The organism is Ensifer sp. ENS07 (assembly GCF_014852185.1).
In the GTDB taxonomy this organism is placed as follows: domain Bacteria; phylum Pseudomonadota; class Alphaproteobacteria; order Rhizobiales; family Rhizobiaceae; genus Ensifer; species Ensifer adhaerens.
This window is the reverse complement of sequence record NZ_JACVBE010000005.1, coordinates 260,190-274,722: the sequence shown is the minus strand read 5'-3', so window position 1 is coordinate 274,722 and position 14,533 is coordinate 260,190. Positions and strand designations below refer to the sequence as shown.

Annotated in this window: 16 protein-coding genes; 6 read left to right on the top strand and 10 right to left on the bottom strand. The window is 62.3% G+C overall.

What is annotated here, in order from left to right:
• Positions 1-62: 62 nt before the first annotated feature.
• From IB277_RS18575 to tolQ, 3 genes are read right to left on the bottom strand one after another with little or no spacing between them, the layout of a single operon-like run.
• Positions 63-1,142, bottom strand: a complete 1,080-nt coding sequence (locus tag IB277_RS18575; RefSeq protein WP_034806249.1) for a hypothetical protein — start codon at positions 1,140-1,142, stop codon at positions 63-65.
• Between the two features lie 9 nt (positions 1,143-1,151).
• A complete protein-coding gene (gene tolR, locus IB277_RS18570; protein ID WP_034806246.1) occupies positions 1,152-1,604 on the bottom strand; it encodes a protein TolR in 453 nt (150 codons plus the stop codon).
• Positions 1,605-1,631: 27 nt separating this feature from the next.
• Entirely contained in the window at positions 1,632-2,354 is a 723-nt protein-coding gene (gene tolQ / locus IB277_RS18565) for a protein TolQ (protein WP_034806243.1), read from the bottom strand.
• A gap of 294 nt (positions 2,355-2,648) precedes the next feature.
• Here tolQ and IB277_RS18560 point away from each other — a divergent pair, with 294 nt between their 5' ends.
• On the top strand, positions 2,649-2,960 hold the full coding sequence (locus IB277_RS18560) for a hypothetical protein (protein WP_090299759.1): 312 nt from the start codon (positions 2,649-2,651) through the stop codon (positions 2,958-2,960).
• Positions 2,960-4,585 (top strand): non-homologous end-joining DNA ligase, encoded by a 1,626-nt coding sequence (gene ligD / locus IB277_RS18555; protein WP_192371333.1) that lies wholly within the window; start codon positions 2,960-2,962, stop codon positions 4,583-4,585. Before IB277_RS18560 ends, ligD begins: the two co-directional genes overlap by 1 nt.
• Here ligD and IB277_RS18550 read toward each other — a convergent pair.
• The 3 genes from IB277_RS18550 to ybgC form a co-directional block, all read right to left on the bottom strand.
• Positions 4,582-5,475: a haloalkane dehalogenase gene (locus tag IB277_RS18550; protein ID WP_090299755.1), complete on the bottom strand. Its 894-nt coding sequence runs from the start codon at positions 5,473-5,475 to the stop codon at positions 4,582-4,584. The genes ligD and IB277_RS18550 overlap by 4 nt on opposite strands.
• Positions 5,468-6,064: a TetR/AcrR family transcriptional regulator gene (locus IB277_RS18545; protein WP_090299753.1), complete on the bottom strand. Its 597-nt coding sequence runs from the start codon at positions 6,062-6,064 to the stop codon at positions 5,468-5,470. Before IB277_RS18545 ends, IB277_RS18550 begins: the two co-directional genes overlap by 8 nt.
• Before the next feature lie 126 nt (positions 6,065-6,190).
• Positions 6,191-6,646: a tol-pal system-associated acyl-CoA thioesterase gene (gene ybgC, locus IB277_RS18540; RefSeq protein ID WP_089044521.1), complete on the bottom strand. Its 456-nt coding sequence runs from the start codon at positions 6,644-6,646 to the stop codon at positions 6,191-6,193.
• Positions 6,647-6,770: 124 nt separating this feature from the next.
• On the opposite strand from ybgC, the gene IB277_RS18535 reads away from it, so the two are divergent.
• From IB277_RS18535 to IB277_RS18520, 4 genes are all read left to right on the top strand, one after another.
• Positions 6,771-7,991, top strand: a complete 1,221-nt coding sequence (locus IB277_RS18535) for an NAD-dependent epimerase/dehydratase family protein (protein ID WP_034806229.1) — start codon at positions 6,771-6,773, stop codon at positions 7,989-7,991.
• Positions 7,988-8,848: a glycosyltransferase gene (locus IB277_RS18530; protein WP_090299751.1), complete on the top strand. Its 861-nt coding sequence runs from the start codon at positions 7,988-7,990 to the stop codon at positions 8,846-8,848. The genes IB277_RS18535 and IB277_RS18530 overlap by 4 nt, the downstream gene beginning before the upstream one ends.
• A complete protein-coding gene (locus IB277_RS18525) occupies positions 8,845-9,735 on the top strand; it encodes an NAD(P)-dependent oxidoreductase (protein ID WP_090299748.1) in 891 nt (296 codons plus the stop codon). The genes IB277_RS18530 and IB277_RS18525 overlap by 4 nt, the downstream gene beginning before the upstream one ends.
• A 179-nt stretch (positions 9,736-9,914) precedes the next feature.
• Complete coding sequence (locus IB277_RS18520) at positions 9,915-11,123, top strand: hypothetical protein (protein WP_110819208.1); 1,209 nt, start codon at positions 9,915-9,917, stop codon at positions 11,121-11,123.
• Between the two features lie 123 nt (positions 11,124-11,246).
• On the opposite strand, the gene IB277_RS18515 is transcribed toward IB277_RS18520, so the two are convergent.
• The 4 genes from IB277_RS18515 to ruvC all read right to left on the bottom strand — a co-directional run bounded on the left by IB277_RS18515 (position 11,247) and on the right by ruvC (position 14,486).
• Positions 11,247-12,149 carry a metallophosphoesterase gene (locus IB277_RS18515; protein WP_034806217.1) on the bottom strand — a complete coding sequence of 301 codons (903 nt, stop codon included), beginning with the start codon at positions 12,147-12,149 and terminating at the stop codon, positions 11,247-11,249.
• Positions 12,150-13,193: a Holliday junction branch migration DNA helicase RuvB gene (gene ruvB, locus IB277_RS18510; protein WP_034806214.1), complete on the bottom strand. Its 1,044-nt coding sequence runs from the start codon at positions 13,191-13,193 to the stop codon at positions 12,150-12,152.
• A 96-nt stretch (positions 13,194-13,289) separates the two neighbouring features.
• Positions 13,290-13,907 (bottom strand): Holliday junction branch migration protein RuvA, encoded by a 618-nt coding sequence (gene ruvA, locus IB277_RS18505; protein WP_034806211.1) that lies wholly within the window; start codon positions 13,905-13,907, stop codon positions 13,290-13,292.
• Between the two features lie 66 nt (positions 13,908-13,973).
• Positions 13,974-14,486: a crossover junction endodeoxyribonuclease RuvC gene (ruvC, locus tag IB277_RS18500; RefSeq protein ID WP_034806209.1), complete on the bottom strand. Its 513-nt coding sequence runs from the start codon at positions 14,484-14,486 to the stop codon at positions 13,974-13,976.
• Between the last annotated feature and the right edge of the window lie 47 nt (positions 14,487-14,533).

The following is a 14,533-nucleotide window of genomic DNA, read 5'->3' as shown; positions in this document are numbered from 1 at the left end:
CTTCGTACGAAGGGTTTGCAGGGGTGGTTTGCTATCCGGCATGGGTTCCAATCCCGGCAGCTCTAGAGTGCGAATTCCGAGGGGTCGAAATTCAGCACGAGGGTATTCCATCCTTTTTCGCCCTCATATTTTTCAGGCGGGAGGTTCTGTAGCGGGGCCGAACGGCGGATCGCGCGCAAGGTGCTGCTTTCAACGGCACGGCGCGTACCTTCCGGACCGCCGGTTGCGGTAACCTCGGGTGTGCCGACGATATTGCCGGCGGGATCCAGCTGCACGCGCACCGTGACACGCACTTCCTCGACGCCGGTCAGGCCTGGCGTCAGTGACCAGTTGCCCTGGATCTGGCCCTTGACGCCATCGATCTCGTTGGCGCTCAAGCCCACACCAATGGTTTTCTTGCCGCCGAGCGCCGCTTCCTGTGTCGAGCGCTTGGCACCACCGGCGGAGGGATCCTGCCGGTTGAGAAGGGCGGCGATCTCGTCGGCGTTGAACTTGCTTTCCTCGGTGGAGGCAGCTTTCTTCTGTTCCTTCGGCGTTGCCTCGTTCTTGCGGTCAGGCGTCTTGGCGCTCTGGGCGGGCTTTTCGACCTTCGGCTTTGCCGCCGGCGTCGGCACCTTCTCAGGCAGCGCTTCGGCTTCCGGGTTCTCGGCCGGCTTTTCCTCGGCGGGTGCCGGCTCCGGCTTCGTCTCCGGCTTCACTTCCTGCTTCGGTTCGGGCAGAGCGGCAACTTCGGTCGCAGGTTCGGAGGCGGGCTTGGATTCCTCGACCTTCTTGATCTCTTGCTCGACCGGATCGGGCGTCGGCTCGGGCTTCTCGTTCTTTTCCGGAGAGGCCGTGGCTTCGCTCTTCGACGGCTTGGCGTTCGGCGTCGGCGGCGTCTTCAGGTCGGTATCGTTGTCGCCGATGTTTTCGGCAGGCTGGTTGGTCTCCGGCCGCTTGGTCGGAACCGGCGACGAGGTCTCCTTCTTCGGCGCCTTCTTGTCGCCCTGCTGAACCTGCGTCATCTCCGAATAGGGAACGATGTCGACAGGCAAAGCCTCGACGTCGGCGACCTGGAAGTCAGCCGGGCTGCCAAGCGACACCAGCGCCCAGGTCAAGACCATGGCGTGGAGGACAGCAGATGTAGCGAGACTGCCCTTCATCGTGGACGATCACTTTTCCTGTTCTTGCAGCGTGACAAGGCCGAGGTTCTTGAAACCGGCGGCCGAGATGCGGGCCATGACCTTCATGACCGTGCCGTAGTCGGCATTGGTGTCACCGCGCACATAGATGCGCTCGTTGTAGCCGGTGGTGGCGATCGCCTCGAGCTTCGGCACCACTTCGTCGATGGCGATCGCGGTTTCCTGCAGGTAGATCTCGCCTGCCGGGTTGACCGAGACAGTGATCGGCTGCGTATCGGAATTGAGCGCCTTTGCCTGCGTTTCCGGCAGATCGATCGGCACGCCGACCGTCATCATCGGTGCTGCCACCATGAAGATGATCAGGAGCACGAGCATGACGTCGACGAACGGCGTCACGTTGATCTCGCTCATCATGGCTTTCTTGCCGCCGCGGCGACGACGTCCGCCACCCGAACCCTTGGCTCCGCCAACCGACATACCCATCAGCGTGGTCTCCGTACTCTCTGGCGATTACTGCGCGGCCTGGCGCGGGTTCTGCAGCTTCTCGTCGATCTGCCGCGACAGGATGGCGGAGAATTCGTCGGCGAAAGCTTCCATGCGTGCCGACAGCTTGCCGGCGTCGGCCGAGAACTTGTTGTAGGCGATAACCGCGGGGATAGCGGCGAGCAGGCCGATCGCGGTGGCGAGCAGTGCTTCGGCGATACCGGGCGCCACGACCGCAAGGTTGGTCGACTTCGAACCGGCGATCGCCTGGAACGAGGTCATGATACCGACGACCGTACCGAAAAGGCCGATGAACGGGGCGGCCGAACCGATGGTCGCGAGCGAGCCGAGACGGGCCTCCAGCGATTCCGATTCCCGGGCGAGCGTCACGTCCATAGCGCGGTCGATACGCATCTGCAGGCCGATCGGCGAACGGGCGCCGCGCTCGAAGCTCTTCTTCCATTCGCGCATGGCGGACACGAAGATCGCACCCATGCCGGCCGTCTGGCGGTCGGCGAGCGTGCGGTAGAGTTCTTCCAGCGACTGGCCGGACCAGAACACCTGCTCGAAGCTGTCGAGCTGGCGGCGGACGCGGCCGTAGTTCAGCGTCTTGTCGACGACGATCGCCCAGGTCCAGACGGAGGCTGCGACGAGCCCCAGCATGACCAGCTTCACGACGAAGCCCGCTTGCATGAATAGCGACCAAAGGCTCACATCGTGTGTTGCCGCGGCCAATCCAACCTGTTCCATCGTCTTCAGTCCCCGAATCCAAACACCCGGCAAGAGCGGTTCATGCTCGTGACCGGGTAGCCCAAACGTCCTGTTTGCAAGAGTGCCCGGCACCGCCGCAGATCGCACCATCGCGACCTTAATTAGCTTTAGGTTGCCTTCTTGCCGTCAATTTTGGTCAAAGGATGACGTGCACTGCACAAATCCTGATGCGATGATTAAGACACCATTATGGTTAAGAGACCGTTACCGTCGTGTGTCTTTGCAGTATCACCCGGCAGTCGGAACTTAGCGTTGCCGAGTACGTTCCTAGGGATGGCCCAACGAACGACAGGACAACGAAGCGAAGGAAAGTCCTCACCGGACTTTGATCCCCGGGACCGATTGATCCTCGCCCTTTACGCCGAGCTCAAGGCCGAGCGGGAAACCCGCGCCGCCCTGGAGGACGCACTCGCCCACGGCGTCGTATCGCTGGAAATCCTCCAGGCCATCATCTCCGATCCGGTTCCCGTGGTGACCGAGGAGGACATTGTTCGCATCGAACGGGTCCTCGCCCTCGATGCGGCCCGGTCCGCAATTCTGGCTAAGGACGCGCCGACCCTCCGGGGTCTCCGTGGAGGCGGGTGATGGCGTCCCTTCGCAGCCCGCTTGCCGAATACAACAAACGCCGCAACTTCGGCGAGACGCGCGAACCAAAGGGCAAGCTTGGTCGCGGCCGGTCCGGCCGCATGCGCTTTCTCGTGCAGAAGCATGACGCCACCCGGCTCCACTACGACTTGCGGCTGGAATGGGACGGTGTCTTGAAGAGCTGGGCGGTCACCCGCGGACCAAGCCTCAATCCGGAAGACAGACGACTTGCCGTGAGAACCGAGGATCATCCGCTGGCCTATGGCGATTTCGAAGGCACAATCCCCGAAAAGCAATATGGCGGCGGCACCGTCATGTTATGGGACAGCGGCTGGTGGGAGCCGGAAAACGATCCGGACGAGGGCTTGCGCAACGGCAAGCTGACATTCCATCTTCACGGTCAGCGGATGCAAGGCGGGTGGGCATTGGTGCGGATGCGGTCACGCCCCGGCGAAAAGCGCGAGAACTGGCTGCTGATCAAGGAGGGTGACGAAATTGCCGCCGAGGATGGCGACGTTCTGCTGGAGGACCATCTGACGAGCGTCAGCACCGGCCGCACCATGGCCGAGATTGCCGATGGGAAGGGCGAACGCAAGAAGCATGTCTGGACCTCCAAGGGGGAGGACAAGGAGGCGAAGGCCGTGACAGTCAAAACATCCAAAACCGCAACGAAGCCCAAGGACAAAGCAGCAAAGCCGGCAAAGGCGAAGCAAGCCATATCGGACGAAACCGTGCTTGGGGTGCGCATCACCCATCCGGATCGCGTCCTGTTTGCCGACCAGGGCATCAGCAAGCTCGATCTCGCCCGCTACTACGCCGTCGTCGCCGATCGCATATTGCCCCATGCGGCCGAGCGTCTCCTCTCGCTCGTGCGTGCGCCGCAGGGCGTGAAGGGTCCGCGCTTCTACCAGAAACATGCGAGCGACGGTTTTCCCGACGAGATCAAGGAAGTCCCCGTCGAGGAAAGCTCCGGCGAAACGGAAAACTACATGTATGTGCGCGACGCCAAGGGGCTGGTCGCTGCGGTCCAGATGGGCACGCTGGAGTTCCATATCTGGGGATCGCATGTCGACAAGCTGGAGATCCCCGATCGACTGGTCTTCGACCTTGATCCTGACGAGGGTCTCGACTTCGAGATGGTCAAAGGTGCGGCCGTGGCCTTGCGCGATGCGCTCGGCGAGATCGGGCTGAAATCGGCTCCGATGGTCACGGGGGGCAAGGGCGTCCATGTCATCGTGCCGCTGACGGCCCGCGCCAGCTGGCCGGAAGCCAAGGCCTTCGCCAAGACCTTTGCTCAAGGTTTCGCCGATCGCGAACCGGACCGGTTCATCGCCACCATGTCGAAGGAAAAGCGCAAAGGACGCATCTTCATCGACTGGCTGAGGAATGAGCGCGGCGCGACCGCCATTGCCCCCTACTCGACCCGGGCGCGCGCTGACGGACCGGTGGCGACGCCCATCAACTGGGATGAACTGGACGATCTCAAGTCGGCCAACAGCTTCCACATCCCGGACATCCTCGAGCGGATCGAAAATGGCGCAGACCCCTGGCAGGATGTGGCCAAGATCAGGCAATCCCTGACCAAGACGATCCTGGGCAAGATCGGCGTGAACGAGGCGGACTAGGCCGCCGACGCCCCGCGCAATCCCTCGATCCACGAGCGCAATGCCGTCCCGATCGCGTGCGGATGATCCTCCTGCAGGTAGTGCGCGCCCGCGCCGAGTTTCACCAGGCGGCAATTCGCAAGCTCGTCGGCATAAGCTTCCGCCTCCGCCGGCGAGATGAGCGCACCAGGGTCGCCCGAGAACAACAGCTTGGGATATCCTGAGGCGCGAAGCGTGGCGTGATCTGCCGTACTGATAGCGTAGAACTCAGAAGGCGCGCCCTCGATCGGCAGTTCACGCGGCAGGCGCAGCACGGGGCGGCGGGAAGATGGATTCGGAAACGGTGCCCGATAAGCAGTCATTTCCTCGTCGTTCAATTGACGCAGGATCGCGTTCGGTACGACCCGTTCGATGAAGACGTTTTCCTCCAGGATCAGCCGCTCGCCGACGCCTTCAGTTCGGAACGCCCTGAACAGTTCGCGGGCCTGCGGCTTTTGATGAAACGCCTCATAAGTTTCAGCCGGACGGATATATTCCATGAAGGCGAGGCCGAGCACCTTCTCCCGATTGAGTGCGGCAAAGTGGAAGGCAAGCGCTGTTCCCCAATCCTGCGCGACCAGGAAAAGTGGACCGGGGACCACCTTTTCGATGAAGGCTTCGAGATAGCGGAACTGGTCGAGGAAGGTGTAGTCGATGTCGGGCTTGTCGGATTGGCCATAGCCGATCAGATCCGGTGCAACGCAGCGCCCGACCGGTGTCACATGCGGCAAGATGTTCCGCCAGATATAGGACGACGTCGGGTTGCCGTGGAGAAACAGGACCGTCGGTCCCGTGCCTTTTTCGATATAGGCCATCGACGATCCGAAAATGTCGACGAATGACTTGCCCGCTGCGAATGCCTCTTCACGCATGCTTCCCTCCATCAAACACGGTTGAAAAAACGATCGTCCTGAACGTTGCAAGCGGCGCCGGGCTGCGATCGACCTTCATGCGCAGCATGGCCCCCTGCCAGGCGCTGAGCAGGAAGTCGGCAAGCTCGGCCGCCGAGCCGAGCGGAGCGATTTCGCCCTTCTCCAGCCCTTCGGCGATGCAGGCCTCGAAGGGACCGCGCCACGTCGCAAAGAGTTTCGACAGATGCGCCCTGAGCCGTTCATTGTCGAAGGAGGCTTCGAGGCTGAGATTGCCGATCATGCAGCCGCGGCTGTAGTCGGCGTCAGCCAGCTTGCCGGTGATGAGGTCGATGTAGCGACGCAACCGGTCGACGGGGCGCACGCTTCTGTCGCCAAGCGCCTCTTCCACGAGGCCCGAGACATAGGCGAAGTAGCGATCGAGCACCTCGATGACGAAGTCTTCCTTGGACGTGAAGTGATTGGTGAAGGACCCAGGACGGGCGCCCGCAGCCTCGACGATGTCGCGTACGCCGGTCCCGGCGTAGCCTGTGTTCCATACGAGCTGATCGCCCGCCTTCAGAAGATTTTCACGTATCGATTTTCTGGACATGGCGAAATAATACGTACGTACGTATTATTGTCAATGCACTGAATCGAATGCAGTGAAAGCGCGCGTCCACCAACGAAAAACGCCCCTGGAAGGGGCGCCGTGTCTCCGTTCGACCGAAGGAGAGCCCTAGCTCGCGCTCTCCTTCGCATGATGGAATCTGTAGGCGAGCGCCTCGGGCAGCCGCCGTGGCCGACCCTGGCCGTTGATCACGGCGATGATCACCTTGGCGGCGATCAGCAACTGCTCGCCGCGGCGGATCTCCTGCTGCAGCACCATCTTGGCGCCGCCGGCCTTCTCGGTGACGGTGGTAATCGTCAGGATGTCATCCATGCGCGCCGGCAGCTTGAAATCGATCTCCATGCGATGGACGACGAAGACGAGGCCTTCGCTGTCGCCCTCGATCGCCAGCGTTGCCTGCTCGACGCCGAGCAGCCGCAGGAAATCGGTGCGGGCGCGCTCCATGAAATGCAGGTAGCGGGCGTGATAGACGACGCCGGAAAAGTCGGTGTCTTCGTAATAGACGCGCTGGATCAGCTGATGGCCGTTTTCGGTCAGTTCGCCTGCGAGCGAAATCAGGGACATACTTTTCTCCGAAAGAATTTCCCGTTTCCTGTGCAGGAACAAAAAGCCGTTTGCAAGCATTGCAGCCTTGTCACAATCCTATCCTATCACGTGACGGACTTCCTTTGCGATCAGGAGAACGTGCATGAAGATTGCGATTCTCGGCGGCGACGGTTTCGTCGGTTGGCCCACGGCCCTTCATTTGTCCGATGCCGGTCACGACGTTCATATCCTCGACAATCTCTCCCGCCGCTGGATCGACACGGAACTGGGCGTACAATCGCTGACGCCGATGGATTCGATCCAGGAACGCACGCGTATCTGGCATGCCGAAACCGGCCGGCGCATCCATTTCAACCTGATCGATCTCGCCCGCGACTACGAACTCCTGAAGAACTGGCTCGCCGACCATCGCCCTGACGCCATCGTGCATTTTGCCGAACAGCGTGCCGCGCCCTATTCGATGAAGAGCGACCGCCACAAGAACTACACGGTCAACAACAACGTCAACGCCACGCACAATCTTCTGAACGCGCTGGTCGAACTCAGCCTCGACGCCCACCTCGTGCATCTCGGCACCATGGGCGTCTACGGCTACTCCACCATCGGCGCGGCGATCCCCGAGGGCTATCTGCCTGTCGGCATCGAAACGATGGGCGGCGAGACCGTCAGCCAGGAGATCCTCTACCCCTCCAATCCCGGCTCGATCTACCACATGACCAAGTGCCTGGATCAGTTGCTCTTCCAGTTCTATGCCAAGAACGACGGGCTTCGGATCACCGACCTGCACCAGGGCATCGTCTGGGGTACGCATACCGAGCAGACGCGCCGCCACGCCCAGCTCATCAACCGCTTCGACTATGACGGCGACTATGGCACCGTGCTCAATCGTTTCCTCATCCAGGCGGCAATCGGTTATCCGCTGACCGTGCACGGCACCGGCGGCCAGACCCGCGCCTTCATTCACATCCAGGATTCGGTGCGATGCATCGAGCTGGCGCTCACGAACCCACCGGCGCGCGGCAGCCGTGTCGAGATCTTCAACCAGATGACCGAGACCCACCGGGTGCGCGATCTCGCCGAAATGATCGCCTCGATATCGGGGGCTGAGATCGCCCGGTTGCCGAACCCGCGCAAGGAAGCTGCCGAGAACGAACTCGTCGTGCACAACGAGAAATTCCTGAGCCTCGGTCTCAACCCGACGCGGCTGCAGGACGGATTGCTTTCGGAAATCGTCGATGTCGCCAAGAAATTCGCCTATCGTGTCGACAGAACGCGCGTGCCCGCCGTCTCCGCCTGGACCAAGGACATCGCGCCGCTGATCAACCACGACCCAGAGGGCAAGCGGCTGAAATCCGTTTCATGACATCGAACGATCCTTCGGAGGGGCTCCGCCCCTCCTCGCCTCCCCAAGCCGACCATGCCTATGTGACGCTCGTCACCAATGCCGATTATGCGCTTGGCGCCCGCGCACTGGCGCGCTCCATAACACGGACGGGCACGAGGGCCGATATCGTCGTGCTGCACACGGGCGGCGTTTCTGTCGATGTACTGGCGCCGCTTGCCGAATTCGGCTGCCGGCTGGTGGAGACCGACCTTCTGCCGCTTTCCGACGCCTTCAACGCGCGCCACCAGCGCCGGAACGTGCATGATAAGGCGCCCTTCACGAAAGGCCGAAAGCCCGACTTCCACTCGCCGCTCGACAACTTCTGCAAGCTCCGGCTCTGGCAGCTTACCGAATATCGGCGCTGCGTCTTCATCGACGCCGATGCGGTCGTGCTCCGGAACATCGACCGGCTGTTTGCCTATCCGGAATTCTCCGCTGCCCCCAATGTCTACGAAAGCCTTGCGGACTTTCATCGGCTGAATTCCGGCGTCTTCGTCGCCGAACCGTCAATGGCGACCTTCGACAGGATGATCACCCAGCTTGATGCGCCGGACGCCTTCTGGCCGCGCACCGACCAGACCTTCCTGCAAGCCTTCTTCCCGGACTGGCACGGTCTGCCAGTGACGATGAACATGCTGCAATATGTCTGGTTCAACCTGCCCGAACTCTGGGACTGGGGCTCAATCGGCGTGCTGCATTACCAGTATGAAAAGCCCTGGGAGACGGATCATCCGCGCCGGGAGACCCTGCAGCCGCTTATCGATCTCTGGCATGGCTACCTGACAGGAGACGATATTCCGGACATCGCATCGCTCACCAACCCGGTCCGCCGATGACCCGCGCGCTTGTCTCCGGCGGCACGGGCTTCGTCGGCCGCTTCATCGTCGAGCATCTGCTTCTGGCGGGGTACGAGGTTGTGATCGGCGGTCGCACGCGGGCCCCAAACACCTTCTTCAGCGGGCCTGTTGGTTTCGTGCCCCTGTCGCTCGATCCGACGATCGATCACAGCGCGGCCTTCGGCAATGTCCAGTGTTTCGTCCATGCCGCCTTCCAGCACATCCCTGGCCGATATCGAGGCGGCGAAGGCGATGATCCCGAGAGCTTCCGCCGCGCCAATCTCGATGGTTCGGTCCGGCTTTTCGAAACGGCACGCGAACAGGGCGTAGGTCGCTGCATCTTCCTGTCGAGCCGCGCGGTCTACGGAACGCACCCAGCAGGCGCCGTGCTGTCGGAGGGATCGACCTGCCATCCCGAGAGCCTCTATGGCGCGCTCAAGCTTGCGGCGGAGCGGCAATTAGAACTGCTGGGCACGGACGACTTCAGGACAGCAAGCCTACGCGTCACCGGCGTCTACGGAGCACCGGGCAACGGGGCGTCGCACAAATGGCAGGCCCTGTTCGACGACTATCTGCAGGGCCGCCCGGTTGCACCGCGGGCCGGCACGGAAGTGCATGGCGACGATGTCGCAGCCGCCGTGCGCCTCGTGCTCGAAGCGGAAACGCGCCGCTCACCGGTTTCGGTCTTCAACGTCTCCGATATCCTCGTCGACAACAGCATCATTCTGGAAATCGTTCGCCAAATCACCGGTTGTATGAACGACCTGCCCGAACCGGCCGCATTGACCGAATTCAACGCGATGGACTGTGGCCGTCTGCGCGCGCTCGGCTGGACGCCGGGCGGGCTCCCGCGGCTGCACGAGACGATCGAAAAGCTGCTCGGCTGAGACGCTGCGTAGAGCCGTTCTGTGTCGATCAAGGACTCCTTTAAGGAGTATTAATTTACAATTTAATACCCAAGGTTGCCGCCGAAATTCCGAGCTATGTTGGCTGCGCGGAACGGTTCCGGTCCGTGCAAAAAGCTCAACCCTCCCGTCGATCGACGGCGCTTCGAAGGAAATCAATCATGCCTATCGAGACGTTGAATCCTGAAGTCTGGAAGCTTGTCGGCACTTTGAACGGTGAATGGAAAACGAATGGCGGCAAGGATTTCGGCTGGGGCACGGTCAAGACCTCATCGCAAACCTTGACTGCAAACGCCTTGCTTTCGGTCTACAAACTGATGCGCGGCAACCAGAATCTGACGCGCGACTACTACCTCGTCGTCGGGGATGTCTATCACGGCATCCAGGGTTCGCCATCCACTCCGTCGTCCAACTGGGTATCGGTCGGCTTTTACGCCAATCACATGAAGCTGCGCCTCGAGACGAACTCGCAGCAGGCGCGGCTCGTAACGTTCGGGCCGAACAGCACCGTCGAGCAAGCGACGATCAGTTTCTCGATCGGCGGCGAGCTCAGCGCCGAATACAGCAAGGAAGGCCCGAAGGGCGGCGCCTCGCTCAGCGCCAATGTCGGTGTCAGCTTCACGGCCTCCGAGGTTTCGTTTGCGGCACGCCCCGCAACGCAATCGATCGAGTGGCAGGCGAGATTGCCCCATGTCGGCTGGGTTTCGGCGGGAGTGCCGGCAAATCCCGGTCGCCCGTCCTATGCCGGTTACATCTGGAATGCGGCCGCGATCATCGAGGTCCCGCAAGGCGCGACGCCCAACTTCAAAGGGCGCTTCGAAGTGGACTTCGAGTTCAATTGGACCCGCGGCATTCGCAAGCGGTCGTTCACGCCCGAGATCGATCTCGTCTACCAGTCCCTTACCAGGACGGGCACCAGCGACATCGAGGTTATTCCGCCGCTGCCGACGATACTGGAGACATTGCGCTCCCTCGCCTCTTCGACCGGTCGGGACGGCAAGACCGACACCTTCCTGGCAGCGCTGGAAAACTCTCGTGTGATCGATGCGCTCGGCGACAGCAATCTTGACCAGATCGTCATCGCGCCAACCAACCTGGCCGTCCAGACCTACTTCGACCAGCACCCGCAAATCGCGCTCGAGGCCGTTTCGCCGGCAAACCAGGCCTGGCTCGATAGCTGGGTCGCCGAACGGATCATCAGCACACCGCCCGGCTCTGTTGAACTGGCAACACTCAGTGCGTCGATAAAGAGCATGAGCGAGGGGGAATGGTACCAGTGCGCGGACGGCCTGCTACTGGTCACCGGCACCTATGAGGTGGCGTCCGGCCTGCGGGGCGCAGTGCGAAGCGGAGCCATCAGGGCCGCCTGACGCACCGTGACAAACGGGCGCTGCTCGGCTCAACAGAGCGGGCGGGCGGAAGCAAACAGGCCTGGCGTCGTCTCGATGCCAGGCTCTTTCAGCGCAAGACCGGACGAACCCGGAATTTGTCGCTCAGCCGAGATCGATCACCACGATCTCCGGCGGCATGCCGAAGCGAACCGGCGCAAGCGAGCAGCCGAGACCGCCGGAAACGATCAGATTGCAATCGTTCTCGGTCACATGGCCGTAGGCGTAACGCTCGCCGAAACGCGAGGGCACGACCGGCGCATAGCCGAGAAACCGCACCTGGCCGCCATGGGTATGGCCCGACAGTGTCAGCGCGACACGCGACGGAACACGCGGGAACACATCCGGCTCATGCGCCATGAGGATGACCGGATCAGTATCGCTCACCTGGGCGAGCGTACCGTCGAGATCGTCGAGACCGCTCATGCGCTTGCGTTGCCACTTCTTGCCGGGCACCAAGGCAAGCTGATCTTCGAGGCCAGCGATCCAGAAGCCCTGCCCCTCCTTCTCCAGTCTCACCGCCCGGTTGCTATAGACGTTGATGCCGACGTCCTGCAGCGCCTTATGCCCGAAGGTCGGCCCGCCGCCGTTCTTCTGCGCGGTCCGGTCTTCCCACCAGTCATGATTGCCCATGACCGCGTGGACGCCGAGCGGCGCCTCGAGTGTGGCCAGCGCCTTCGACCATTCGCTGGAATGCACATAGCTGGTGACGAGGTTCATGCCGGCCACATAGTCGCCGAGCAGCAGCGTGATATCGCCGCCAAGGCTGTTGGCCTGCCGGCAGATCGAAGCGATACGGCTTGCCGGCATCCAGGGCTCGCACGCGTGGATGTCGGTGAGCACGACGGCGCGCAGCTTGAGGCCCGGTGTCCAATTGGGTGGCGTCAATTTGTATCGGGTGACGTTCAGCCGGGCCAGAGGTTCGACGGCAAAGGCGTAGCCGCCCAGTGCCGCCATGCTGACGATACCGCCGCCGATCAGTTTCAACAATCCGCGGCGGCTGATCATCTAGTCGTCGTCCTCTAATGTCAGGCGAAACTGGGTCGCCTCCATCTCCTTGGGGGGATTAAGGCCGATATGTTTCCAGGCATTGGCGGTCAAAATACGGCCGCGCGGCGTGCGTTGGATGAAGCCCTGCTGGATCAGATAAGGCTCGATGATGTCTTCAATCGCATCACGCGGCTCCGAAAGGCCCGCAGCTATGGTTTCGATGCCGACGGGACCGCCGCCGAAGTTCTGCGCGATCATGAAGAGGTAGCGCCGGTCGAGCTGGTCGAGGCCCATATTGTCGACGAGCAGCCGCGTCAGCGCCTCGTCCGCGAGCTCCTTGGTCACGGCTTCGGCACGCGCCACTTCGGCGAAGTCGCGCACCCGGCGCAACAGCCGGCCGGCGATGCGCGGCGTACCGCGGGCGCGGCGGGCGATCTCGCGGGCGCCGTCGTCGGTCATGCCGAGGCCCATCAGCCGGGCGCCACGCCGGACGATCGATTCCAGCTCTTCGACCGTGTAGAAATTGAGCCGCACCGGAATGCCGAAACGGTCGCGAAGCGGCGTCGTCAGAAGCCCGAGGCGGGTGGTTGCCGCCACCAGCGTGAACTTCGACAGGTCGATCTTCACCGACCGCGCCGCCGGGCCTTCGCCGATGATGAGGTCGAGCTGGAAGTCCTCCATCGCAGGATAGAGGATTTCCTCGACGGCCGGATTGAGCCGGTGGATTTCGTCGATGAAGAGCACGTCGCGCTCTTCGAGATTGGTGAGCAGGGCCGCGAGATCGCCGGCCTTGGCGATCACAGGGCCGGAGGTCGAGCGGAAATTGACGCCGAGCTCCTTGGCCATGATCTGCGCCAGCGTCGTCTTGCCGAGCCCGGGAGGGCCGACGAAGAGCACGTGGTCCAGCGCCTCGCCGCGATTTTTTGCCGCCTCGATGAAGATCTTCAGGTTGGCGCGCGCTTCCGCCTGGCCGGTGAAGTCATCCAGCGTCTGCGGGCGCATGGTCGCATCGAGGTCTTCACCGCGCTTTTCCGGCGTTATCAGGCGTGCGGCGTCAGTCATGCGTTCGTTCCATTCGGTCGGGCAGCTGAGCGCTGCAACCCGTCATCATGCCGGGCACGATGCGTTCTGCCTTCTGTGCCCAGCCAAGGCAAGCGTTCATCGCGCCAGTTCTTTCAGGCCAAGGCGAATGAGCTTGGCGCTGTCGCCGCCTTCGCCGCCGTTCTTCAAGGCCGCCGCAACGGCATTGGCCGCCTGGTCGCGCGAGTAGCCGAGATTGGTGAGCGCCGAAACCGCATCGGAAACCGGCGCGGAGGCGACGCCTTCGCCAAGCTCCTGCTTGAGGCCGATCGAGGCCGACATCTCGCCGGCGAAGGACGGCGCCTTGTTCTTCAGTTCCGTGACGATGCGCACCGCCACCTTGGGCCCGACACCGGGCGCACGGGAGACGGAGGTCTTGTCCTGCAGCGCGATCGCATTGGCCAATTCCCCCGGCGTCAGGGTGGAAAGCACGGCCAGCGCCACTTTCGAGCCGACCCCCTGCACGCTCTGCAACAGCCGGAACCATTCCCGCTCCAGCGCCGTCAGGAAGCCGAACAGCTTCAACTGGTCTTCGCGCACATACGTCTCGATGAAGAGCACCGCCGCCTCGCCCGCCGATCCGAGCCTGGACAGCGTGCGCGCCGAACAAAAGGCAACGTAGCCGACGCCATGCACATCGAGCACGACGTGATCCTCGGCGATCTCGTCGATGGTACCCTTCAATTTGCCGATCATGTGGCGTCTCTCGCGGTGGGTTCTGGATGGTCATCGGACCATCGGAAATTATCGTGTCGGGCGCAACTACGCCATCAATGCGGCAAGCCGGCTCGTCACCGATTGCCGGTTGTGGGCATGGCAGATAGCGATCGCCAGTGCGTCCGCCGCATCGTTGCCCTTGAACTCGGCCTTCGGCATCAGAACCTTCAGCATCATGTGGATCTGCTGCTTCTCGCCATGGCCGACACCGATCACCGCCTTCTTGACCGCGTTCGGCGCATATTCGGCGACCCTGAGGCCTGCGCGTGCCGGTACCAGCATGGCGATGCCGCGCGCCTGGCCGAGTTTCAGCGTCGCTGTCGCGTCCTTGTTGACGAAGGTCTGCTCCACCGCCGCCTCGTGTGGCTGATAGCTGTGCACCACCTCGGCAAGGCCGTCATGCAGCTGGCAAAGTCTGGAGGCGAGGTCCATGTCGCCATCCGACGTCACCGTGCCCGAGGCGACGAAACGCAACGAATTGCCGAGCGTCTCGATGATGCCCCAGCCGGTACGACGGAGCCCCGGATCGATGCCGATGATGCGAATCGTGGTCTGCATGAATTTCACCCTATGATGTCAGTCCGGACGCTGCCAGCAAAAAGTGA

What these genes read in the sequence shown, in the direction of transcription:
- IB277_RS18575 (WP_034806249.1), bottom strand. Translation starts at nt 1,142, where the DNA reads ATGAAGGGCAGTCTCGCTACATCTGCTGTCCTCCACGCCATGGTCTTG.
- tolQ (WP_034806243.1), bottom strand. Translation starts at nt 2,354, where the DNA reads ATGGAACAGGTTGGATTGGCCGCGGCAACACACGATGTGAGCCTTTGG.
- IB277_RS18515 (WP_034806217.1), bottom strand. Translation starts at nt 12,149, where the DNA reads ATGATCAGCCGCCGCGGATTGTTGAAACTGATCGGCGGCGGTATCGTC.
- ybgC (WP_089044521.1), bottom strand. Translation starts at nt 6,646, where the DNA reads ATGTCCCTGATTTCGCTCGCAGGCGAACTGACCGAAAACGGCCATCAG.
- ruvC (WP_034806209.1), bottom strand. Translation starts at nt 14,486, where the DNA reads ATGCAGACCACGATTCGCATCATCGGCATCGATCCGGGGCTCCGTCGT.
- IB277_RS18530 (WP_090299751.1), top strand. Translation starts at nt 7,988, where the DNA reads ATGACATCGAACGATCCTTCGGAGGGGCTCCGCCCCTCCTCGCCTCCC.
- IB277_RS18545 (WP_090299753.1), bottom strand. Translation starts at nt 6,064, where the DNA reads ATGTCCAGAAAATCGATACGTGAAAATCTTCTGAAGGCGGGCGATCAG.
- IB277_RS18535 (WP_034806229.1), top strand. Translation starts at nt 6,771, where the DNA reads ATGAAGATTGCGATTCTCGGCGGCGACGGTTTCGTCGGTTGGCCCACG.
- IB277_RS18560 (WP_090299759.1), top strand. Translation starts at nt 2,649, where the DNA reads ATGGCCCAACGAACGACAGGACAACGAAGCGAAGGAAAGTCCTCACCG.
- ligD (WP_192371333.1), top strand. Translation starts at nt 2,960, where the DNA reads ATGGCGTCCCTTCGCAGCCCGCTTGCCGAATACAACAAACGCCGCAAC.
- IB277_RS18520 (WP_110819208.1), top strand. Translation starts at nt 9,915, where the DNA reads ATGCCTATCGAGACGTTGAATCCTGAAGTCTGGAAGCTTGTCGGCACT.
- IB277_RS18525 (WP_090299748.1), top strand. Translation starts at nt 8,845, where the DNA reads ATGACCCGCGCGCTTGTCTCCGGCGGCACGGGCTTCGTCGGCCGCTTC.
- ruvB (WP_034806214.1), bottom strand. Translation starts at nt 13,193, where the DNA reads ATGACTGACGCCGCACGCCTGATAACGCCGGAAAAGCGCGGTGAAGAC.
- ruvA (WP_034806211.1), bottom strand. Translation starts at nt 13,907, where the DNA reads ATGATCGGCAAATTGAAGGGTACCATCGACGAGATCGCCGAGGATCAC.
- IB277_RS18550 (WP_090299755.1), bottom strand. Translation starts at nt 5,475, where the DNA reads ATGCGTGAAGAGGCATTCGCAGCGGGCAAGTCATTCGTCGACATTTTC.
- tolR (WP_034806246.1), bottom strand. Translation starts at nt 1,604, where the DNA reads ATGGGTATGTCGGTTGGCGGAGCCAAGGGTTCGGGTGGCGGACGTCGT.